General features: G+C 41.6%; 20 protein-coding genes. 13 read left to right on the forward strand and 7 right to left on the reverse strand.

Annotated elements, in window-relative coordinates; all coding sequences use genetic code 11:
- The first annotated feature begins 2 nt into the window (after nt 1–2).
- The 9 genes from xseA to CKW03_RS00800 all read left to right on the forward strand — a co-directional run bounded on the left by xseA (nt 3) and on the right by CKW03_RS00800 (nt 13299).
- Nucleotides 3–1274 carry an exodeoxyribonuclease VII large subunit gene (gene xseA, locus CKW03_RS00760; protein ID WP_093101277.1) on the forward strand — a complete coding sequence of 424 codons (1272 nt, stop codon included), beginning with the start codon at nt 3–5 and terminating at the stop codon, nt 1272–1274.
- Complete coding sequence (gene xseB / locus CKW03_RS00765; protein WP_093101279.1) at nt 1264–1491, forward strand: exodeoxyribonuclease VII small subunit; 228 nt, start codon at nt 1264–1266, stop codon at nt 1489–1491. Before xseA ends, xseB begins: the two co-directional genes overlap by 11 nt.
- A 135-nt stretch (nt 1492–1626) precedes the next feature.
- The gene (locus CKW03_RS00770) at nt 1627–4401 is read left to right on the forward strand and encodes a TonB-dependent receptor (RefSeq protein ID WP_093101281.1); all 2775 of its coding nucleotides are present in this window, start codon (nt 1627–1629) and stop codon (nt 4399–4401) included.
- 15 nt (nt 4402–4416) lie between these two features.
- Nucleotides 4417–5622: a DUF4876 domain-containing protein gene (locus CKW03_RS00775; RefSeq protein ID WP_093101283.1), complete on the forward strand. Its 1206-nt coding sequence runs from the start codon at nt 4417–4419 to the stop codon at nt 5620–5622.
- A gap of 1 nt (nt 5623) precedes the next feature.
- The gene (locus CKW03_RS00780) at nt 5624–7132 is read left to right on the forward strand and encodes a DUF6850 family outer membrane beta-barrel protein (protein WP_139185538.1); all 1509 of its coding nucleotides are present in this window, start codon (nt 5624–5626) and stop codon (nt 7130–7132) included.
- A gap of 8 nt (nt 7133–7140) precedes the next feature.
- Nucleotides 7141–8181, forward strand: a complete 1041-nt coding sequence (locus tag CKW03_RS00785; RefSeq protein WP_236736583.1) for a cytochrome-c peroxidase — start codon at nt 7141–7143, stop codon at nt 8179–8181.
- Nucleotides 8182–8346: 165 nt separating this feature from the next.
- Nucleotides 8347–11154: an excinuclease ABC subunit UvrA gene (gene uvrA / locus CKW03_RS00790; RefSeq protein ID WP_093101287.1), complete on the forward strand. Its 2808-nt coding sequence runs from the start codon at nt 8347–8349 to the stop codon at nt 11152–11154.
- A gap of 12 nt (nt 11155–11166) precedes the next feature.
- Nucleotides 11167–12807 (forward strand): alkaline phosphatase PafA, encoded by a 1641-nt coding sequence (gene pafA, locus CKW03_RS00795; RefSeq protein WP_093101289.1) that lies wholly within the window; start codon nt 11167–11169, stop codon nt 12805–12807.
- A gap of 45 nt (nt 12808–12852) precedes the next feature.
- Nucleotides 12853–13299, forward strand: coding sequence for an RrF2 family transcriptional regulator (locus CKW03_RS00800; protein WP_093101291.1), 447 nt, complete (start codon nt 12853–12855; stop codon nt 13297–13299).
- On the opposite strand, the gene gloA2 is transcribed toward CKW03_RS00800, so the two are convergent.
- The 6 genes from gloA2 to CKW03_RS00830 form a co-directional block, all read right to left on the reverse strand.
- On the reverse strand, nt 13296–13685 hold the full coding sequence (gloA2, locus tag CKW03_RS00805) for an SMU1112c/YaeR family gloxylase I-like metalloprotein (protein ID WP_093101293.1): 390 nt from the start codon (nt 13683–13685) through the stop codon (nt 13296–13298). The two genes, CKW03_RS00800 and gloA2, sit on opposite strands and share 4 nt — an antisense overlap.
- Complete coding sequence (locus CKW03_RS00810; RefSeq protein ID WP_093101295.1) at nt 13685–14989, reverse strand: UDP-N-acetylmuramoyl-tripeptide--D-alanyl-D-alanine ligase; 1305 nt, start codon at nt 14987–14989, stop codon at nt 13685–13687. The genes gloA2 and CKW03_RS00810 overlap by 1 nt, the downstream gene beginning before the upstream one ends.
- 226 nt (nt 14990–15215) lie before the next feature.
- On the reverse strand, nt 15216–16190 hold the full coding sequence (gene pfkA / locus CKW03_RS00815; RefSeq protein ID WP_093101297.1) for a 6-phosphofructokinase: 975 nt from the start codon (nt 16188–16190) through the stop codon (nt 15216–15218).
- A 52-nt stretch (nt 16191–16242) separates the two neighbouring features.
- On the reverse strand, nt 16243–17964 hold the full coding sequence (locus tag CKW03_RS00820) for a protein-disulfide reductase DsbD family protein (RefSeq protein ID WP_093101299.1): 1722 nt from the start codon (nt 17962–17964) through the stop codon (nt 16243–16245).
- 76 nt (nt 17965–18040) lie between these two features.
- Entirely contained in the window at nt 18041–18493 is a 453-nt protein-coding gene (locus CKW03_RS00825) for a protein-disulfide reductase DsbD domain-containing protein (RefSeq protein ID WP_169918966.1), read from the reverse strand.
- Between the two features lie 97 nt (nt 18494–18590).
- Nucleotides 18591–19370 carry a biotin--[acetyl-CoA-carboxylase] ligase gene (locus CKW03_RS00830; RefSeq protein ID WP_157739329.1) on the reverse strand — a complete coding sequence of 260 codons (780 nt, stop codon included), beginning with the start codon at nt 19368–19370 and terminating at the stop codon, nt 18591–18593.
- Between the two features lie 61 nt (nt 19371–19431).
- Between CKW03_RS00830 and rsfS the strand changes: the two genes are divergently transcribed.
- From rsfS to CKW03_RS00850, 4 genes are read left to right on the forward strand one after another with little or no spacing between them, the layout of a single operon-like run.
- Nucleotides 19432–19806, forward strand: a complete 375-nt coding sequence (gene rsfS, locus CKW03_RS00835) for a ribosome silencing factor (RefSeq protein ID WP_093101305.1) — start codon at nt 19432–19434, stop codon at nt 19804–19806.
- Between the two features lie 33 nt (nt 19807–19839).
- Nucleotides 19840–21912, forward strand: a complete 2073-nt coding sequence (gene ftsH, locus CKW03_RS00840; RefSeq protein WP_093101307.1) for an ATP-dependent zinc metalloprotease FtsH — start codon at nt 19840–19842, stop codon at nt 21910–21912.
- A gap of 55 nt (nt 21913–21967) precedes the next feature.
- Nucleotides 21968–22615, forward strand: coding sequence for a LutC/YkgG family protein (locus tag CKW03_RS00845; protein ID WP_093101309.1), 648 nt, complete (start codon nt 21968–21970; stop codon nt 22613–22615).
- Nucleotides 22616–23245, forward strand: coding sequence for a rhomboid family intramembrane serine protease (locus CKW03_RS00850; protein ID WP_093101311.1), 630 nt, complete (start codon nt 22616–22618; stop codon nt 23243–23245). It abuts the gene before it with no gap.
- Nucleotides 23246–23253: 8 nt separating this feature from the next.
- Here CKW03_RS00850 and CKW03_RS00855 read toward each other — a convergent pair whose 3' ends face one another.
- Nucleotides 23254–23655 (reverse strand): VOC family protein, encoded by a 402-nt coding sequence (locus CKW03_RS00855; protein WP_093101313.1) that lies wholly within the window; start codon nt 23653–23655, stop codon nt 23254–23256.
- Between the last annotated feature and the right edge of the window lie 50 nt (nt 23656–23705).

The following is a 23705-nucleotide window of genomic DNA, read 5'->3' on the forward strand; positions in this document are numbered from 1 at the left end:
GAATGCCCGAATTGATGGACAATAAAACCGTTTTCACACTCCTAGAGGTATCTCGAAGCATTCAAAAGACTATTGCTGAGCGATACAAGAGTCTTTATTGGATTAAGGCGGAGATGAATAAATTGAACCATTATTCCCATTCAGGGCATTGCTATCCCGAATTATTAGAGAAAAAAGAAGGTAAGGTGGTTGCTGAGATGCGGTCTATTTTATGGAAGATGGACTACCAACGCATAAACAGGCAGTTCTTGGAAGTCCTTGGCGAACCCTTAAGGGAAGGCATTACCATGCTCTTCCAAGCTGGTATTTCCTACGACCCACTTTATGGGTTCAGCCTTAAGATTGTGGATATTGACCCGACTTTCGTTCTTGGCGAACTCGAGAAAGAGAAACGAGAAAGCATTAAGAAACTCACAGAAGAAGGTGTTTTTGATGCCAATAAAAGACTGCCTTTTCCCCTTATTCCAAAGCGCTTGGCGATTATCTCCGTAGAAACCAGCAAGGGCTTATCCGATTTCTTTAAGATCATCAATGGCAATCCTTGGGGTTATAAAATAGAATGCACACTGTTCCCCGCCTTGTTGCAAGGGGATAAATCCATCAGTTCCATTATTAAACAATTGGAGGTCATAGCCAATAAACTGGAAGATTTTGATGCCGTTGCGATCATTCGTGGTGGTGGAGGTGATGTCGGATTGAGCTCCTATAATAATTATTTCCTTTCGAAAGCTATCGCCATTTTCCCGATTCCCGTACTTACTGGAATTGGTCACTCGACAAATGAAACCGTCAGTGAGATGGTTGCTTATAAGAATGCCATTACACCGAGTGAATTGGCGGACTTCCTGCTACAGAAGTTCCACAACTTTGCCATTCCTGTAGATAATGCGCTGGAAAGAATGCTAAGGGCGGTTAGAAGGAACTTTGAAGAGGAAAACCTCAAATTAAAACATATCGTTTCATCCATTTCCTGGAACTCTAAGACCTTATTATTAAAAGATAAGTCAGAATTAAATGGCCTACAAACCCATCTAATCAGGTTCAGTAGGCAAAACATCAAGGAAAATCAAGCGCAATTGCAGCATTTGGAACGGATGCTGGGAATCGTGAATCCCATCCATATTTTAAAAAGAGGCTTCAGCATCGTTAGAATAGATGGTAAATCTGTTCATAAATTGGATCAGGTCGAAATAGGGGCCGAATTGGAAATCCAATTGGAAGACGGAAAGGTCATTTCTAAAGTAATTAACAAAGAATCAAAGCATGGAAAATAAATACAGCTATAAAGATGCATTCGAGGAGCTTCAGCTTATTGTCTCCGATATTGAATCAGGAGATATTGCGGTCGATGAACTGACTGCCAAGATCAACAGGGCGTCTGAACTATTGACTATCTGCAAGGCTAAACTAACAGCTTCAGAAGCAGAAGTAGAAAAACTATTGCAGAAACTGGAGAATGAAAACAAAGCTGGAGAAGCAGATTTTGAATAATCCCAGTAACCTTTTTTAGGTTTTTCGCCATCTAAATTAAATCAATCAGCATATAACTTCTTGGAGTTAAAGGAAAAGCTATTTCTAAAAGCAAATATTTTTGCGTTATTTTGCGCTGTTTAGAATTAGTCTTAATTGCCCTTGCTCAAAAACATCTATATATTACTAGTCTTCCTGAGCCTTCCATTTGTATCATCTGCTCAGTTATTCTCTATTTCTGGTTCCGTGAGGGACAGCAAAGGGCAGGCATTGAGCAATGTAAACATTGAGATCGCAGAGAAGCCTAATTTTAATAGTTTAAGTGATGAACAAGGTTTGTTTATCATTCAAAATCTACCCCAAGGCACCTATCAACTTAAGTTTTCCCATATTGGTTTCAAACCGATTACTAGGACCATCAAACTCGATAATAACCGTGAAACCCATATTGTTTTCAATCAAGATGAGGTCAATATCGATGAAGTATATGTGACAGCCAAGGAGTCCAAAAACATAGGAACGAGTTCGATTATCACCCGAGATGCCATGCAGCATCTGCAACCTTCGAGCTTTACAGACCTGTTGGAATTATTACCGGGAGGTCAAACCAAGAATCCCGATCTTGATCAGGTCAACGGAATCAATCTGAGGACAGCCAATGGTGCATCCATGTCTGCCTATTCCACCGGTTCTTTAGGAACCATGTTTTCAGTGGATGGCATGCAGCTGAATTCACAGTCCATGATTGATCCGACCGCTGGCTTTGGATTAGGTCAGGGGAGTATGAATGATGGCCGCATTAGCTCCAATATAGGAGTGGATATGCGAACCATTGCCACGGATAATATCGAAAAAGTAGAAATCATCCGCGGTATTCCATCTGTGGAGTATGGAAACCTAACTTCGGGGGTAGTGCTGATCGATAGAATAAAAGGCTATGAGCCTTGGACCGCTCGAATTAAAGCTGATGGATTCAGTAAACTAGTAGGACTTGGTAAAGGCTTTGAATTTGGCTCTTATAAACTGAATATTGATGCTGGTTATCTAAACTCTAGAAGCAACGTCACAGATATCTATAATACTTTCAAGAGAGTAAACACATCCATAAGAGGAGAAAAGACTTATAGCTTAACCAAATATAGGTTCATTTGGAACCATGGCTTGGACTTCAATACTACGATCGACAATGAAAGGTTCGATCCTGATAATGACTATAAACTCAATGACAATTACAAAAACAATGTGCAGTTCTTTGGAGTCAATAATACCTTCAAATTATTCTCTTCCAATCCTAAATCTACCTTTAGGAGTGTTTCCCTAGGCATTAATGCTAGGCTATCTTCCAATCAGATCGATATGCAAAAGCTAGTGCAGGCTAGATCTGCCAGCATTTTGATGAATTCCTTGGTTGATGGAAGCCATGAAGCGACATTTCTTACGCCCACTTATGTTGCTGACTTTAAGTCTGATAGCAGACCTTTGGATATTAACCTGAAACTAATTGGAAACTGGAACTTTCATAAGCTATTCAAGCAACAGCTCAAAGCAGGTATTGAATATGCCTATGCCAAGAACCTAGGCTTAGGGCCACAGTACGACCTGGATTTCCCAATTAGCACTTCGATCAACTCCAGACCGAGATCCTTGCGATCTATTCCTGCGATGAGTAATCTCTCCATTTTTGCGGAAGACAGATTCTTTATCAATATGGGAGATTTCCTTTTTGAGAATAGCTTAGGGGTCAGAGCCTTTAGCTTGACGAATCTAGACAAGGAATATGCGCTTGCAGGCAAAGTATTTGTAGATCCGAGATACAATGGAAGATTGCACCTGCCGCAAACGAAGGTCTTTGGGAAGCAGTTGAAATCCAACATCTTTGCGGGTTATGGTATCCAAACCCTTACTCCTAACCAGAATCTCCTATACCCAGAAAACTTTTATAGGGATATCCCGGAACTGGTCTATTACCATAATAACCCCGAATACAGGTTAGCATGGGCAAAAACAAGCATTGTCAACCCTGTTAATTATGAATTGCAGGCGGCGAAAAATATTAAATGGGAAATCGGAACCCAGTTGGACTTTGAAGGAAATACCTTCTCTATCAACTACTTCAATGAGAAGATGGATAATGGATTTAGGAATATATCCCTATTCAATGCCGTTCCCTTAAGGAAATACAATGTGACCTCTGTCGATCCCAATACCCTGACCGCCAAGCCGTCAATTGAGGACTTCAGCTATGTCGATCAAGCCGAATTCCATGCCTACAATCAGAATTCAAACGGAAGCATCACCGAAAAAACAGGGCTGGAATACAACTTTAGCTCCAGGCGTATCCAAGGGATCAACACCAGATTTACGGTAAATGGGGCTTGGTTTAAGACATTCAATGCCAATAACCAACCCATAGCGGAGGTAATCAGTCCACTGGAAATTACTGACGGCAAGGTTAGGCAATATGTTGGAGTTTATGCCAATGGCAATACTGGGGGGCATTATGAGAGTTTCAATACCAATCTTACGGCCGATTCATTTCTGCCAAAACTGGGTTTGAACCTATCCATGACGGTACAAAGTTTTTGGTACAAATCAAACCAGCGACTATTTAGGGATAACCTTCCGATTGGCTATTACGATATCAGTCAAACCTATCACCAATATACCGAGGCGGACCGAACTGATCCAGTCCTGCGTCTTTTTGACCGGAAAATTGACCCTTATTTATACAATGAATTCAAAGAACCTATTGATCTGCTTGTCAATTTCAAGGCGACCAAGGTTATCAAAAATAGAGTTAGGGTAGCGATGTTTGTTAACAGGCTCTTTATTTACAAGCCTGATTATACGCAGTACGGCAATCAATTTATCAGAAGGAATAGGGCAGAGGACAGTCCTTATTTTGGAATGGAAGTAAATATTAAAATATAATAGATAGAATAAACGATGAGAAATTTAACAAAGTTGAAAATGATGATTTTATGCTTGATGCTTTTAGGCATGAGCTCTTGCATGAAAGATGATTTTTTAGAGTCTAGGTCAGAAGTTTTAATCGCAGTCAACAAGTCCAGTTTGCAAGGAGAATATAAGCTTAACAATGTGCGGATTACTTTGCAAGAAACCAACACGGAAGTCACTACAGCAGCAACATTAGTGGAAGGAGCAGATACGGCAAAGACTACCTTGGCTTACGGTACTTATACCGCTACTTTGGATGGTGACATCGTCATTAAAGTTGGCGATAAGGATAAGGCCATGAAAATCAAGGCCCGTAAAGAAGGTATCGTAGTCAATGCTGCGAATACTAGCATTAGCTTGGAAACCTTCCTTTCAGATCCAACTGCAAACTTTGTTTTCAAAGAGATTTTCTTCACCGGAACTTCTACTGAAGCAGGCAAACTATACAATGGAGATAAGTATTTCATACTCCACAACAACTCATCCGATACGCTATATGCTGATGGCTTGTTTATAGCCCAGTCTGATTTTCTTACTGTTAATAGAAGGAATTATACCCCTGATGTGATGAAGGATGCTTTCACTTCTAAGCAGATTATCATGATCCCAGGAACAGGAAGACAACATCCAGTAGCTCCTGGAGATGATTTGATCATTGCCAACAATGCCATCGACCATACGCAGGTCAATCCAAAATCATTCGATCTATCCAAAGCAGATTTTGAGATCGAGCTGATCGGTACCATCAACATCGATAACCCGAGTGTTCCAAATGCGATCAATGTTTCAGGAAACTTATTGATGCATAACAATGGTCATCAATCCTATGTTATGGGAAGATTCCCAGAAGGAGTAACCATTGAGAAATTCAAAGCAGAAAATGCTTATTCCTATAGCTATATCGCGGAGTCGGGTAGAGAAATGAAATTTGACTCCTTTAAAATCCCAAATTCTTACATCACGGATGCGGTCAATGTTTCTGCTAAAACCACCTTTGCATGGTTGGTAACCGATAGTTCATTGGATATGGGCTGGACTTATGCAAGCCAAGCTCTTGGCGATGACACGCGTTTCGGCAAGTCTGTGATTAGAAAATCAATCGGAAACTTGGAGAATGGAAAGCCATATTTAAAGGATACCAATAACTCTACTGAAGATTTTATACCTTCTTCCAAGGCATTGTTGCTACCATAACATGTTAAGATTCTTATCCACGGTTGTTGTTTGCTGCTGTTTTGTCACTTTAGGCAGAGCACAGGATTCCCTAAGCGTAAATGCTATGGGGGTCAAAGAGCGTATGGATATCAGTAGGACTTTCCGTAATTCCATGTACGAAAGTCCTGCTTTGAGACCATTCCAATACCAGCAATCGTTAACTCCTGTTGAGCTATCCTATTTTTCCGACAATAAGGATAGCTATACCTTGCAAAGAGGCGCTGGAGACCAAGGGTTTAGATTCAATACCGAGTCTTACCAAAAAGACGCCTTCCCCAATATCACCTTATGGGGAAAAGCAAAATACGAGAACAAGAAAATCCAAGACCTTAAGTTCATTGAAAACTCTGATTTCGAGGTTGTGTTTCCTTATTTCACCGCAGATTCTGTTGGCGGAGATTTAAATTCAGAGCGCTATCAGTTCTCGGGAGGTATAGCCAAAGAAATCGGAAAATGGGTCATCGGGGGAGAAGCTGGCTATAAAGCCAATCTTTCCCATCGAAAGGTTGACCCAAGACCAGAGAACAACAGTAGCACGCTGCAGCTTGGCTTTGGGGCATCTTACCAAATCTTGCCTCAATATATCATCAGTGCAAACCTGGGATACCAATTCTATAAGCATAGGAATAAACTGACCTTTCTTAGGCAATTGGGCAAACCTCCCGTTTTTTATATGAACGGTTTAGGGGCATATAATTCACTGCTTTCAGGCTTATCCAGCGAAAGTGATGTGATTCTCTATGAGATGAATGGTTTCGATGGAAAGATTTCATTTCTGCCCAAAGGAGATTCTGGATTTCTTTTTGAAGCAGGTCTGTCCCAACAGACCGGTTCCCGCACTTTATCCTCTTCTAGATCCAGTGCCAATGATTGGACGGATCAAGTGATTGCTGGAAAGATCGGCTATCTCCATAAGTCTAATGATTGGAAATACGGAGGAAATGCCTCCTTGGACCTGCAAACCCGCAAAGGAGTGGAAGGCTTATTCCATAATGATGGGTCCTCCATAGGACTTATCAAGATTTCCGAAGTATCTTCCTACCGATATTACCATTTCAATTACCACCTAGAGGCAATTGTAGGACAAGCGGACTGGACAGTGAAACCTTATGCCAATTTCACCCAATTTAAAGAACAATATATCAATCCTTTCCGCGAGCAATTGGCTGATATGCTGCATATTGGAGTTGAAGGACAGTATTTATGGGATTTAAAGAGTGGTTTATTTGGAATTAGTTTAAATTTGCAGAAGCAAAAGCTACTGAAAAGCAGATCCCAGTTCAATGGAATCAAACAGGGAACTGGCATTGCTGATATGCTGCAACAGAACTACAACTACCTGACAGCCGAACCTTTCTCCATTGGAGCTCGTGCCAGGTATGATTTTGTTGCATCTAAGCAGATCAAGCCGTTTGTGCAAGCAGAGGGTCTTTCAGCTACTGAAATAAAACAAAAGTATTATTCATTGACCATTGGGTTAATGTTTTAGAGATAGAGATGAAAAAAGTATTAGCGATCGGGTTGATTTTAGGAATGTGCATTTTAAGCACGGCATTCCTGAGTGATAAAGGGATTCAAGATTTGCGAAGCCTTTATAGTAAGCCAATCAGTGAATGGCCAAATCCTACCATTGATTCTGGAGTGAAATATGAAGAATTCAAATCACTTCCGAAAATCGATACCAGCTATTTTTCCCTCATGGAACAACCTAAGGTGAAGCTGGGAAAACTCCTTTTCTTTGATCCCATCCTATCTGGCTCCAATCAGATCTCCTGTAGTTCTTGCCATAATCCACAGACTTCTTTCGGTGACCATTCTACGGTACCTGTGGGTCACGACCATTTAGTCGGAGATAGAAATACCATTTCCCTGATGAATGTGGCTGAGCGCAAAACGATGTTTTGGGATGGAAGAGCACATTCTCTAGAAGAACAGGCTTTGAGCCCTATTGAAGCCCATAACGAAATGGCAATGGACCTAACCAAGTTGGTCCCTAAACTGAAAGCTATTCCAGAATACAAAGAACTCTTTAAGAAGGCCTTTGGCGATGATGATTTTTCCATGCCAGAGATCATGAGCGCCCTTGCTACATTCCAACGCACCATTACCAGCAGAAGAAGTCGTTTTGATGAATTCCTAGATGGTAAATATGATGCCTTGAATGATGATGAAATCGCAGGATTGCACCTTTTCCGTACCAAAGCCCGTTGTATGAACTGCCATAATGGTCAGTATTTTACAGATGAAGATTTCCATAATATCGGTCTCACTTACTACAAAAGAAAGTATGAAGACCTTGGCCGTTATGAAGTGACCAAAGATCCCAAAGACGTCGGTAAGTTCAGGACTCCATCCTTGAGAGATGTGATGAATACCAACCCTTGGATGCATAATGGGCTGTTCGATAATATCATCGGCGTGATCAATATGTATAATTCAGGGATGGCAATGAACAATCCGAGAAATGCAGAACAGGAGGCCGATCCGATGCATCCAAGGATAGACCCTTTGATGAAGAAATTGGATCTGAGCAAATAGGAAATCCGCCAGGTTGCTGCGTTTTTGGATGCGATAACCGCTACAAAATATCGCATGCCGAGACCTGAAAAACTTCCGCGATAAGATTGTAACTATTTCAAAAGAAAACGTTTTTCTTTGGATTAGCGGGCTCATTTTCACGAGTTTTGCCTAACTTTGAAGGTTATGCAAAAAACTGCTATTCATTCTCCAAAAACCCATATCCAAATTAAAGGCGCCCGTGTCAACAATCTAAAGAATATCGATGTCGATATTCCTAAAAATCAGCTTGTTGTCATTACGGGAATGTCGGGTTCTGGAAAATCTTCCCTCGCATTTGATACGCTATATGCTGAAGGCCAGCGCCGATACGTAGAAAGCTTGTCCTCCTATGCAAGACAGTTTATGGGGCGTATGAACAAGCCTGATGTAGACTACATCAAAGGCATCGCTCCGGCCATTGCTATCGAGCAAAAGGTCATATCCAGCAATCCTCGATCAACAGTAGGGACCTCTACAGAAATCTATGATTACCTGAAATTATTGTTTGCCAGGATAGGCAAGACCATTTCCCCAGTTTCTGGAGAAGAAGTCAGTAAAGATACCGTCAGTTCCATTGTGGATAAACTGTTGGCTTATCCTGACGATACTACCATAACGATTTACAGCCCCCTGATTCCGAGCAATAACAGAAAGCTGAAAGAAGAGCTTTCACTGCTCCTTCAAAAGGGCTTTGTTCGCGTAAAATACCAAGATTCCATCCAGAAGATTGAAACCATCATTGAAGATAAAGCGGTATCAAACGCTAGCTTCAAAGAAGGGGAAGTCTATATCGTAATCGACCGCGTGCGCTTGGATCATGAAGATGATACTATCAATCGCTTGGCGGATTCGGTACAAACGGCCTATTTCGAAGGAAAAGGTGAATGTGAGATCCAGGTCGATGAAGAACTGTTCCATTTTTCTGACAAATTTGAATTGGATGGGATAACCTTCGAAGAACCTACGCCGAACTTTTTCAGTTTCAACAATCCTTATGGCGCCTGTAAGCGCTGTGAAGGTTATGGAAAGATCATCGGTATCGATCCAGACTTGGTTATTCCTGATAAAAGCCGTTCCGTGTTCGATGGGGCAATTGCACCATGGCGCGGTGAAAAAATGGGTGCTTGGTTAGATAAATTGGTCAGGACGGCAATAAAATTTGATTTTCCTATACATCGTGCTTATAGTGACCTGACCAAGGCTCAACAAGAGTTGCTTTGGGAAGGGAATAAATATTTCAGAGGCTTAAACGACTTCTTTGCGGAATTAGAAGAACAGACCTATAAAATCCAATATAGAGTGATGTTGTCCAGGTATAGAGGCAAGACGGACTGCCCAGAATGTAAAGGTACCAGATTGCGAAAAGATGCCTCTTACGTAAAGATCAACGGGCATTCCATTACAGATGTGGTCTTATTGCCTTTAAGTGAAGCCTTGGAAATGTTCCAAAACTTAAAACTTACAGAAAACGAAGCCATTATTGCCAAACGCTTGTTGGCCGAGATTGTCAACCGCTTGCAATTCCTCTGTGATGTTGGTCTGAGCTATCTTACCCTGAACCGATTGAGCAATAGCCTTTCGGGTGGTGAGTCGCAGCGTATCAACCTAGCAACATCCTTGGGTTCCTCTTTAGTTGGCTCCATCTATGTATTGGATGAACCAAGTATTGGTCTGCACCCTCGGGATACCCAAAAGTTAATCGGTGTTCTAAAATCACTTCGCGATGCGGGAAATACTGTGATAGTGGTTGAGCATGAGCAGGAAATGATGGAAGCTGCCGATTACCTGATCGATATTGGTCCTGAAGCAGGCATCAATGGCGGTGAACTAGTGTTCGCAGGTACCTATCAAGAAATCTTGAAAGATAAAAATAGCTTAACCGGCGAATATTTACATGGAGACCTTTCCATTGTAGTTCCTGAGAAAAGAAGGAAATGGAATGAAAGCATCCGCGTAAATGGCGCTAGAGAAAATAACTTGAAAGGAATAACCGTAGATTTCCCATTGAATGTATTTACCGTAGTTTCTGGTGTATCGGGTTCCGGTAAGACCTCTTTGGTCAAAAGGATCCTATATCCTGCCCTGCAAAAGGCCATTGGCTCTTATTCTGGCGAGCAAACTGGTCTGTATGATGGAATCGAAGGTGCGATAGACCAGATCGAACAGGTGGAAATGGTCGACCAGAATCCAATCGGAAGGTCTACACGCTCCAATCCAGTGACCTATGTGAAAGCTTGGGATGAAATCAGGGCTTTGTATTCCTCCTTGCCAGCGGCCAAAGCCAACGGCTTGAAACCATCAGCGTTCTCATTCAATGTGGAAGGCGGAAGGTGTGAGGTTTGTCAAGGAGAAGGTGTTGTAAAGATCGAAATGCAATTTATGGCCGATATCATCCTGCCATGTGAGGCCTGTGATGGCAAGCGTTTTAAACAACATGTCTTGGATGTGCAGTATAAGGAGAAATCGGTATCTGATATCTTGGATCTGAGCGTGGATGAAGCCATTGAATTCTTTGCTGACCAGCCAAAGATCTTGAACAAGCTTGGACCTTTGCAAGAAGTGGGTTTAGGCTATGTGAAATTAGGGCAGTCTTCGAGCACGCTCTCTGGGGGTGAAGCCCAAAGGATCAAGCTAGCTTCCTTCTTGATCAAAGGAAACAATCAAAAGAAAACCATGTTTATTTTCGATGAGCCAACAACTGGTCTGCATTTCCATGATATCAGCAAGTTGTTGAAAGCATTCAATGCACTGATTGCTCAAGGGAATACGGTTTTGGTAATCGAACATAACTTAGATATGATCAAATCTGCCGATTGGGTAATCGATATCGGTCCGGAAGGTGGAGACAAGGGCGGAAACATTGTCTTTGCCGGAACGCCGGAAGATTTGGTCAAAAATAAAGACTCTTATACGGGTGATTTTTTAAAACGTCACCTAAATTTTAAACCCTAAAATTTAATAATAATGTATAGAAAGTTAAGTATTTCTATGTTGTTCTTATGCTTCTGCACCCTGCTTTCAGCACAGGTGGAGCGGCCAAAGTTAGTGGTAGGACTGATGGTAGACCAAATGCGTTGGGATTATCTGTACCGGTTTGCAGACCGATATGGGAATGACGGCTTCAAACGCCTGCTTCGCGATGGTTTTTCTTGTGAGAATGCCATGATCAATTATGTTCCAACTTTCACGGCTATCGGGCATAGTTCGGTGTATACCGGTAGTGTGCCTTCTATCCACGGTATTGCTGGAAATGATTGGATCGAACAACAAACAGGTACTTCCATGTATTGTACCCAAGATGATGCGGTAGAAGGTGTAGGAACGGCTGAAAAAGAAGGCAAGCAATCACCTAGGAACCTATTGGCATCAACAGTAACAGATCAATTGAAATTAGCAACCAATTTTCATTCTAAAGTAATCGGTATTGCGATCAAAGATAGGGGCGGAATCCTACCTGCTGGTCACTTTGCTGATGCTGCTTATTGGTTTGAGGCTAAATCTGGTGATTGGATCAGCTCGACCTATTACATGGAAAAACTTCCTCAATGGGTAGATGGTTTCAATAAACAAAAACTGGCGGATAAATACCTGAAGCAAGATTGGAATACGCTTTATCCGATTGATACCTACAAAACAAACAGTATCGATGATGACAATGTGTATGAAGGAAAATGGGCCGGCGAAGAAACTGCTGGTTTCCCTAGAAAGACTTCTTTGTTGATGAAGGATGCCGGTTATGAATTGATCAAATCTACACCTTATGGGAATACCATTACATTAGATTTTGCGAAGGAAGCAATCAAAAACGAAAAGCTCGGTAAAAACCCTCAAAACGCTACAGATTTTCTTGCGGTAAGTCTATCTGCCACGGATTATGTGGGGCACCGTTATTCGCTTTCTTCTGTAGAGATCGAAGATATTTACCTGCGTTTGGATCAAGAATTGGCTAAATTTTTCAAATACTTGGATGAAACAGTGGGTAAAGGAAATTATACCTTTTTCCTAACTGCCGATCATGCTGCATCTTACAACTCACGTTATTTCATGGATATGCGTGGTAATGGTGGGTATTTCTTTTCGAGACAATTGCAAAGGAACATGAACGATGCATTGAAAGAGGAATTCGGAAAAGAGAATTTGATCATCAGTTTGATGAACTACCAAGTTCACTTGAACTATGCAGAAATTGAAAACTCTAAGTTGGACGAAGAGAAAATCAAGAAATCCATCATCAAGATGTTGAGACATGAAGACGGAGTCGCTTATGTGGTCGATATGGAAGGTGGAGAAAACATGATGGTGCCTACGGAAATCCGCGAGAAGATCATCAATGGATATAACCGCAAACGCAGTGGTGCTATACAGATCATTACGGAACCACAATGGTATGATGGAACGCCAAGGTCTACAGGGACTACACATGGTACCTGGACGCCTTATGATTCCCATATCCCATTGGTTTTTATGGGTTGGGGTATTCAGCCCGGTAAGACCAATAAAGTCGTTCACATCACGGATATTGCACCTACGATCTCCTCTTTGCTGCATGTTATGGAACCAAATGGATCTATAGGCCAGCCTATTGTAGACGTATTGCAGAAATAGCTTTATTTTTTATACTTTTGAAAGGTAAGACCAGATCGGTTTGTTATGCTATCGAAGAAAACGAAATACGCGATAAAAGCCCTAATGGTATTAGGCAGAAATTATGGGAAAGAACCCATGCAGATCGGCAAGATTGCTGAAGAAGAACGTATCCCAAAGAAGTTCCTAGAACAGATTTTACTGGAAATGCGTAATGCAGGAATTCTTTATTCCAAAAAAGGTGCAGGTGGTGGCTATAGCTTGAACAAAGCTCCTGAAGACATCTACCTTTCGCAGGTCATGCGCCTTATTGATGGTCCTATTGCCCTATTGCCATGTGTCAGCTTGAATTTCTACCGTTCTTGTGAAGAATGCGTAGAAGAACATGCCTGCGGCATCAGAGATACCTTTATCGAAGTGAGAAATGCCATGTTGCAGATCTTGAACGATACCAGTATCTCGAACTTAATCAATAAAGAAAAGGAACTGAACCTAGAAGTAGGTAAGGACTAAATTTCATAGAGTTCCAAAGGAAGCCCATCTGGATCGGTGAAAAAAGTAAATTTCTTATTGCTTGTTTCATCAATACGGATGGGCTCTGTTTTTACCCCCATCCTGTTTAACGCTTCCACTTCCTTTTCTATATTTTCCACCTTAAACGCCAAATGCCTCAAGCCTCTGGCTTCAGGATAGCTTGGTCTTTCGGCTGGATTGGGGAAGGAGAATAATTCAATGATATACTCCCCATTCAGGGCTAAATCCAACTTATAGGAATCCCTTTCCTTTCGATAGACTTCCTGTAGGATGGTCAAGCCAAATATCTCGATATAAAATGCCTTGGAAACAGCGTAATCGCTGCAAATAATGGCGATATGATGGATACCTTGTAGTTTGAGCATTAAAGTACTTCCATTAATTTTTCAAATGCCATGCCCCTTGAAGCTTTCAATAAGATCATATAATCTTCCAAAGGATGTTCCTGGAGTTCCTTTTTCAGCTCATCAGTGCTAGCGAAGAAACTTGCTTCATCGTCCTTCAATGCATAGAAGGCTTTTCCGACAAAAATCAAACGGTCTAATTTCAAGCTTTTCGCTTTCTCAATGACTTTTCGGTGTTCGATTTCGCTCTGATCGCCCATTTCGAACATATCGCCCAAAATAGCGACCTTACGATCTGCTTGGATTACATCCAGGTTGCTCAATGCTGCTGCCATACTACTGGCATTGGCATTGTAATAATCTGCTATTATGGTATTCTTTTTGGTTTTTGTAATTTGGGAACGGTTGTTTTGAGGCACGTAATTCGACAAACCGTCATTGATCTGTTCGGTGCTCAAACCAAAGGTTTTGCCAAGTGCTACTGCCGCCAACATGTTCTCAATATTGTATGCTCCGGTCAGATGCGTTTTCACTTCCTGTCTCTCTTCTTCGCCTTTTTCATTCCAGAAGATGGTCAGGTAAGGATCGGCGACAACCAATCCGCCTTGTATATCATTCTGCTCCGAAAAACCATAATGGATCACATCTTTTAGGTCTCTATCCGCCGCCATCTGCATCAGGTATTCATTGTCGCCCTGTACATAGATCTGTCCTTGATGGTCGCGAAGGAAATCATATAATTCACCTTTGGCTTTCATGACCCCTTCAAAGGAACCAAAGCCTTCCAAATGTGCTTTGCCGACATTGGTGATGAAACCATGGGTAGGTTGTGAGATGCCGCATAAAAATGCGATTTCACCAACATGGTTTGCTCCCATCTCCACGATGGCGATTTCAATATCTTCTGTCAGCGATAAGATGGTCAAAGGAACGCCGATATGGTTGTTCAGGTTGCCTTTGGTGGCATAGGTATGGTATTTCTGCGAAAGTACACTGTTCAATAATTCCTTGCTCGTCGTTTTTCCATTGGTACCCGTGATACCGACGAAGGGCATTTTTAAATGTTTCCTGTGGAACCTTGCTAAATCCTGCAAGGCAGCCAGTACATCTTCTACCAAGATAAAGGCAGGGTCTTCCCGGTAAAAGTTCTTGTCGTCAATGACCACATATTTTGCGCCAGCCTCCAAAGCTTGGTCTGCAAAGCTATTGCCGTTGAAGTTATCACCCTTCAGGGCAAAAAACAGGCAGTCCTTGCTGATTTGACGTGTATCTGTACAAACTTTTGGAAATTCCTTATAAATCTGGTAGAGTTGAGCTATTTGCATCACATTTAAATTTAAACAAAGGTAAGCATGCAGTTTTAAAATAAAATAAGGAATTAAAAATGATTGGAAGCATTCGGGATTTACTTTGGTCTCATTCGAGACACATTCGGAAATTTGAAAATGATTCTCGAATGAGGTCAAGAAAAGAGTGAATGGGTTTTGCAGGTTTTTGCAAAAAAGAAGGGGCTGTTTTTAAGCAGCCCCTCCATGATTTACAAGTCTTTTATTATAGCGATAGAATCTCAACGATACGGGTAAGGTTTTCATTTACCTTATCGATATGCTTGATCGCTTTATTGAATGGTGTAAATTGGACATTTCCGCAGATTAAGCCAGCCATTTCAGCCTTACGGCCTTCAATAAGTCCCTCTACTGCAGCAACACCCAAACGACTCGCCAATACACGGTCCATACAGGTTGGTGAACCACCTCGTTGGATATGGCCTAAGATCGAAAGACGGACATCGTAAGCAGGGAAGTTCGCTTGGATCTTTTCTGCTACTACCATTCCTCCTTCTTTATCGCCTTCAGCAACGATGATAATACGGGACGATTTGTTCTTTCTGGTTTTGTCAAGGCGTTTCATGATCGCATCATAATCCACCTCCAACTCAGGGATAAGAACCGCCTCGGCACCGGTACTGATACCTGAACGTAAAGCGATCAATCCGGAGTCTCTACCCATTACCTCCACCACAAATAGGCGGTCATGGGACTCTGCTGTATCTCTGATTTTATCGACTGCTTCTACTACGGTATTGATAGCTGTATCATAACCAATGGTAAAGTCTGTACCGTTTAGGTCATTATCGATTGTTCCAGGCATTCCAACGATGGGGATGTCAAACTCTTCGATAAATTTAGACGCTCCGGTAAATGTACCGTCACCACCAATTACGACCAATGCGTCGATATTATGTTTCTTAAGGTTTTCATAAGCTTGCTTCCTACCTTCTACGGTACGGAATTCATCGCTTCTTGCAGTTTTAAGGATGGTACCACCACGTTGGATAATGTTGGCAACGGATTTAGCGTCCATTGGAGTGATATCTCCTTGCACCATTCCGTCATATCCTCTACGGATACCAAACATATTTTTACCGTGATAGATTCCTGTTCTGATAACTGCACGAATTCCTGCATTCATGCCGGGGGAGTCTCCTCCGGACGTCAATACTGCGATGTTGTTAATGTTGCTCATAGTTCAAATATACCGAAATACTTATTTTTTGTGTATTAAATTGTTAGAAAGCCTATTTCTTAGCCTTATAAGCATCAATTGCTGATTGCAGATATGCTCTGTAGCTTTCGATGTTATAGTTGGCACCACTGGTAGGAACCAATAGTTCTTCGTTGTTATCTAACATTGCGTATAACGGTTGTGAGTTTGAGTTAAATTTAGAAATCTGGAAATCCGTATTCTTTCTGCCCACCGTATTGATTTTCTTGCCTGTAGTTTCAGAAACGAATTGTTCTGATTCAGGTAATTTCAGATCGTAGTCATCCACATAGAGTTCAGCAAGGATAAAGTTTTCATTGATCATTTGCTTGATTCCAGGATCAGACCATACATCGGCTTCCATTTTTCTACAGTTTACGCAGTTCCAGCCGGTAAAGTCTACCAATAAAGGTTTGTCCTGTGCTTTTGCTGCTGCCAATGCTTCATCATAATCGTAATATGGATCCATTCCCTTGATCGTAGCACGATCGTGGAAGTGGTTGAAGTATTTACGGCTTGTGGCATCCGCTGAAATGGCATGCCCAGCACCACCTTGTGATCCAGCAGAGATATCAAAATCCTGAGTACCGATTGGAGGCAAGAAAGCAGCGATTGATTTCAAAGGTGCTCCCCACATTCCTGGGATCATATAGACCACAAAGGAAAAGACCAGAATGGAAATAACCGTCCGCGGAACGGACATGTATTTCAGGTCGCTATCGTGGGCAAACTTGATCTTTCCGATCAGGTACAGTCCCATCAAGCCAAAGATCACGATCCAAAGGGCAAGGAAGACCTCACGGTCTAGGAATTGCCAGTTGTAAGCCAAATCCACGTTGGACAAGAATTTCAGAGCAAGGGCCAATTCCAAGAAACCAAGTACCACCTTCACGCTATTTAACCAACCGCCAGATTTAGGCATGGATTTCAATAGAGCAGGGAACATGGCGAATAAAACAAATGGAATTGCTAATGCGAATGAGAAGCCAAACATGGCAATGGCAGGTCCTAAACGGTCGCCTTTAACTGCTGCGTTGACCAATACGGTTCCGATAATCGGACCGGTACAAGAAAAGGATACAACAGCTAAACTAGCCGCCATAAAGAAGTACCCGATCATACCGCCTTTGTCGGATTTCTCGTCGATTTTGTTGACAAACTTGCTCGGTAAGGTGATTTCAAATGCTCCAAAGAACGATGCTGCGAAGAAGACGAGCATCAGGAAGAAGAAGAAGTTGAACACACCATTAGTGGATAGGGCATTTAAGGCCTCAGGACCGAATGCGATCGTAATCAACATCCCTAAAGCAACGTAAATAACAATGATAAACAAGCCATAAGTCAGGGCTTGCGATACTGCTTGTAATTTAGAGGCTGATTTTTTGGTGAAGAAACTAACGGTCAATGGTACCATTGGGAAGATACAAGGCATTAGGAATGCCAGAAATCCACCTAAAAGGCCTTCGATGAAAATTCCCCATAGGGAAGTGCTTTCAGATTGGCTATCGGAAGATACAACCGTAGGGCTCACCGCGGCGGTACTGTCTGCTGTTGTAGCAGTGTCGGTACCGTCGGAAAACTCTACACCATCGAGGTCTGTAATCAAGCTGTCGCCAGAGCTGGTTGCTTCTTGGCCAGAGCTAAATTCAACGTCTTCAATGTTGATCAGGGTATCTTGGGAAATTCCTTTTAGGGGAGTGATTGTTATTAGAAATAGCCAACTGAAGGCTATTAAGGCATTTTTTAAGCTAAACATATTTGATTATTGTCGGGATAAATTAAGAAAAAGGCAGGGGTATCCTGCCTTTTGGTTTCTTTCTTTATTTGATGTGTTACTTAATAGTAACTGCAAATTCGTACTCATCGGGTGGTAAACAACGCTCTTTATCACATGCCATAAATGTTGCTACACCTTTAACTGTTGTTGGTTTGTCGTTTGCCAACTTCACTTTTTGTTGGAAGACAACCTCGCCGTTATAGTAAGGGACATTCATTTTGAAGACGTCCTCAAACTTCGTTTTTGGTTCTTTAGCTGCTGGTTTTCCAGTGATCTTTGCTCCATTCGCTGGAGTGAAGGTGAAAGAAGTTGAAATAGGGCCTCCAGAAGGTACGTTTAATCCGTAAATATGCCAACCTTGATCAACATTGGCTTTTAATAAGATTACAGCTTCGTTGTTTGGTAGTTTCTTAAAGCCTACTGACCATTTTACAGGGTTTACCACCTGAGCAAAAGTCCCAGATACGGCAAACACTAAAAATGCAATTAATAGATTTATTTTTTTCATAAATAACCGTTTTATTCTTATGTGTGACTTATTTAAGTCCATAAAGTTTAATTCAAAGTTAGTATTATCTCTAATATTTAATGTAGATGTAATGATTTTATTGCATTATAAATACAACTTCCTTGAAATAGTACCGCTGCTCTTGCAGGTCCTGCTTTAGGACCAGTGCTCCGTTTTCCTCCACACGCAATAAGGTAGCTTCAAAAATCTCGTTATTAACTGCGTATTTTGCGGGTATAGCGCGTCGGAAGAGCTGTTGGTTGTATTCTTCTAATAAGTCTTTGTCGGAAAGGGTTTTTGAGCGATAATCTTCCACTCTTTGCTGAATTTGTAACAAGAGGTTAATACATGCCGATTTTAGGTCAGGTATAAATAGTCCTGTCTCTTTGAATACGGAACTGGCAGTGTCCGCGAGCGGTCCAAAAAATTGCTTTTGGTTGACATTCACACCGATGCCGACAATAGAATGCTTTATTTCCTTGCTATTGCTGCTATTCTCAATCAATATGCCTGTTACTTTCTTGTCGCCGATCATGATGTCATTTGGCCATTTGATGCTCGCATGGACCTGCAGTGATTTTAGCCAATCGATAATGCCTAGACTGATTAACATGTTCAATATGAAGTGCTTCTGCAAGTTTAGGAAGGTGGGGTAGATGACAAAACTGAAGGTAATATTGCTGTTTGGTTCGGATGTCCAAGAGTTTTCGCGTTGGCCACGGCCTTTGGTTTGGTTTTTTGCCATAATGGCAGACCATTCGGCTAGTGGCTTGAAATTTGACAATTGAGATTTCAAATAATCATTGGTAGAGCCGATCTCGTCCAAAACAATTAGTGTTTGGCGTAGTGATTCTCCCGAAAATGTGTTATTTTGCAAAAGATATTGTATTAAAAAATAGTTTGAAACAATTTATTAGTCAAAAGTATAATAAATCTTAATGAGTAAAAACAAAAAATCTTTGTTGTCAGAGAAGCTAGCAGATGTGGTGATACATGGGATGCAGGAGAAAAAAGGCAACGAAATCGTGAGGATGGATATGCGAGAGGTGAACGGCACCTTGTCTGACTATTTTGTAATCTGCCATGCTGATTCTACGGTTCAAGTAAACGCGATTGCCAAGAGCGTTGAAGATGAAGTTTATAAAGCATTTGGCCAAGACCCATGGCATAAAGAGGGCCAGGGCAACGGCGAATGGATTCTGCTTGATTTTATCGATGTAGTAGTTCATATCTTTAAAACAGATAAGCGGGAGCATTATAGGATAGAGGACCTGTGGGGGGATGCGCACATGAGCAAATACCAGAGCGCATAATAATTGTTGTGAAACGTAGAATAAGAGTAATAAATGAAGAAAGTTCCGAGTAAGAAGATTACGCCAATGCCACCAAAATTCAATATGATATGGCTTTGGATTGCGATGATCGTAGGGTTTTTTGGGCTTCAATACTTGTTTAGTGGAGAATCATCCAAGAAAATTACCTACAAGGAGTTCGAACAAACCATGCTTATCCCTGGGGATGTTGAGAAGCTCGTTGCCTATAAGAGCAATGACCTGATCGATGTCGAAGTATATATAAAAAGCGATAGATTAGACCAAGAGAAATACAAAAACATCTCAAGTAGTCCGAATAACCTATCTTTTTCTAATTCGACAGGGCCCCAATTCCAATTTACAGAACCGTCAGCAGAGATTCTTGAGCAGAAGCTAAAAGCTTCGCAAGACAGTTTGGCAGTTGGTCAACCGAAGATCGGTGTGACCTATGAAGATAGAACCAATCCATGGGCTGGATGGTTTATTTCATTCATGTTGCCATTGCTGATCATTGTGGTGATCTGGATATTCTTGATGCGCCGTATGAACGGTGGAGCAGGAGCTGGTGGAGGTGCCATTTTTAATATTGGTAAATCTAAAGCCCAATTGTTTGACAAAGAATCGCAGATCAATATCACTTTTAATGATGTAGCCGGATTAGAAGAGGCTAAGGAAGAGGTAATGGAGATCGTGGATTTCTTGAAAAATCCAAAAAAATATACTGATTTGGGAGGTAAGATTCCGAAGGGAGCCTTATTGGTAGGCCCTCCGGGAACAGGTAAGACTTTGTTGGCGAAAGCAGTAGCCGGTGAAGCGCAAGTGCCTTTCTTCTCCTTGTCAGGTTCAGACTTCGTGGAAATGTTTGTCGGAGTAGGTGCATCTCGTGTACGCGACTTGTTCAAACAGGCCAAAGAGAAGGCTCCATGTATCATTTTTATCGATGAGATCGATGCTATCGGTAGAGCCCGTGGAAAGAATTCCATCATGGGCGGTAATGATGAACGTGAGAATACATTGAACCAATTATTGGTGGAAATGGATGGTTTCGGTACGAACGTAGGGGTAATTATCCTTGCTGCAACCAACCGTCTGGATGTATTGGACTCGGCATTATTGCGTCCGGGACGTTTCGATAGACAGATTTCTATCGATAAACCAGACTTGATCGGCCGTGAGCAAATCTTTAATGTTCACTTGAAGCCATTGAAACTGGCTGAAGAGGTTGACGCGAAGAAATTATCAGCACAAACACCTGGTTTTGCAGGTGCTGAAATTGCGAACGTTTGTAATGAAGCAGCCTTGATCGCTGCTCGTAAAAACAAAAAAGCAATTGAAATGCAAGATTTCCAAGACGCCATTGACCGTGTTATTGGAGGTCTGGAGAAAAAGAATAAGATTATCTCTCCTGAAGAGAAGAAAATCGTGGCTTACCACGAGGCAGGACATGCGATTGCAGGTTGGTTCTTGGAACATGCAGATCCTTTGGTTAAGGTATCTATCGTTCCGCGTGGTGTTGCTGCATTAGGATATGCGCAATACCTTCCAAAAGAACAGTTCTTGTACACTACAGAGCAATTGATCGATAGTATGTGTATGACAATGGGTGGTCGTGTGGCTGAGGATATCACATTCGGAAGAATCAGTACCGGTGCTCAGAACGACTTGGAGCGCATTACGAAGTTGGCTTATGCGATGACTGCGGTCTATGGTATGAACCATAAAGTAGGTAATGTCTCGTTCAGGGATAGTTCTGGCGATAGCCAATTCCAAAAACCTTATTCTGATCAAACAGCTGAGCTGATTGATGATGAAGTAAGGGTGTTGATCTCGGAAGTTTACGACAGAACTAAAAAGCTGTTGATGGATAAACAAGATGGTCTGATCAAGATCGCTGAGAAGCTATTGGAAAAAGAGATCTTGTTCCAAGCTGATTTGGAGGAAATCTTAGGAAAACGCCCTTTCAGCAATAAAACTACGTATGATGAGTTTGTCAATGGTGGTGCTGATGGTGGAGGTGTTCCACAGACTGATTTGCCGATTCCTACAACGGATAGAGAAGACGTTCAGTCATCCAACGAAGAGCCGAAACAATTAGATTCAGAATAAAAATTATCAAAATAAAGTAACAGACAGGACTTTCAGTCCTGTTTGTTTTTATAATATGAATATCAGGAATACGACAGCGAAAGAGAAAATGCTGAAGAAAATTCGGCAAGCACTTCTTCAAAAAAGGGAGAACCCACACCCTATGTTTGAAGAAACGGCTTTGTACAAAGATGAAGAAGATTCATTGGACGTGACTTTTGCTCGAGAATTCACCCAGATGTCCGGTAAATTCATTTACTGCGATGGGGAAATCAACCTGATCGAAAACCTGATTATCCTAGTAGAGAAGATCAATATCAGTAAGATCTTTGTTTGGGAGAAGCCACTTCAGCAGATGTTGGATCAATATGGCTTTCCCTTTAGAAAGTCTCAACAAGCTTTGGATGAAATTGAAGCCAGTATCACTACTTGTGAGGCTTTGATCGCCAGAAATGGCAGTATCATGATTTCTAATGCTTCGGAGTCAGGCCGTAGATTGAGCGTATACCCTCCTGTTCATATTGTCATTGCCAGAGCTTCCCAATTGGTTATGGATGTCAAACACGCCATGGCGCAAATCAAGGAAAAGTACGGGGATGACCTACCAACCATGATTACTACCATTACCGGGCCGAGTAGAACCGCCGATATCGAAAAAAGATTGGTATTGGGGGCGCATGGACCAAAAGAGCTCTATTTATTCTTATTAGAAGACCGTTTTTAGATGATACAATATTACCTTACCACTACTCCAGTGGCCAGTTTGATTTTTGCCCTTACGATCGGTTTGAGTATTTATGTCTTTTCTAATCCGCAGTGGTTTGGGAAGTTGATGCTGCATCCATATTCGGTTACTCGAGATAAAAGTAAATGGTACCTGATATTGACCAGTGGATTAATCCATAAGGATTGGATGCACTTGATCTTTAATATGATCACGTTCTATTACTTTGGATTTGGTCTCGAGCAGATCTTTGTTGAAATCAGTGGACCAATGGGACACTTATTGTTTGCCCTGCTCTATATTATTTCTTTGGTTTTAAGTGATATCCCTACGGTAATTCGTCACAAAGACAATTATGGCTACCATAGCCTTGGTGCTTCGGGAGCTATCAGTGCCGTCCTGTTCAGTTATATCCTGTTTAATCCAAAGATGATGTTGGGGATCTTTATGATTATCCCTATGCCAGCGTATATTTTTGCTTTTGTGTATTTGGGCTACTGTATCTGGGCTTCCAAGAATTCGAATGATGGTATTAATCATGACGCCCATTTGTTTGGCGCTCTAACGGGTTTGCTGTTTACCATTATTACCTACCCTTGGATTATCAAACACTTTATTGCACAATTTTAAGATCTCTTTTACATGTTGTCCATTAATAGGACATTGAACTTGTGCCCATCAGGATCTGTGAATGCAAAACCATAGTAGTTGTTTTCATCTCTAATTAGCGGTTGGATAATCTTTCCACCTGCTTCCTTTACTAATCTTTCAAATTCTTGTACTTCCTGCTCCGTATCTGCAGAGAGCGTAAATATTATTCCATCGGATTTGGAACCGGCTTGGATATACTTGTCAATTTGTCCGGAATTTTCTTCGAAGAAATGGATGACAAAATTGTTCTCTCCAAAAAAGAAGCTCGCTAGCTTAAGGTCTGTTTTGTTTGGGGGCGTGTTGGATACAAAGCCTAGTTTGCTATAGAATTTATGTGTGCGATTTGCTGACTTGACACTATAATTTGCCCAAATGAGTTTTGGATTCATGGTTTATTTTTTTCTTTAGGAACAAGCGGAGGGATATTTCGTTTGGTTGG

This window comes from Sphingobacterium mizutaii (assembly GCF_900187125.1).
Taxonomy (GTDB): domain Bacteria; phylum Bacteroidota; class Bacteroidia; order Sphingobacteriales; family Sphingobacteriaceae; genus Sphingobacterium; species Sphingobacterium mizutaii.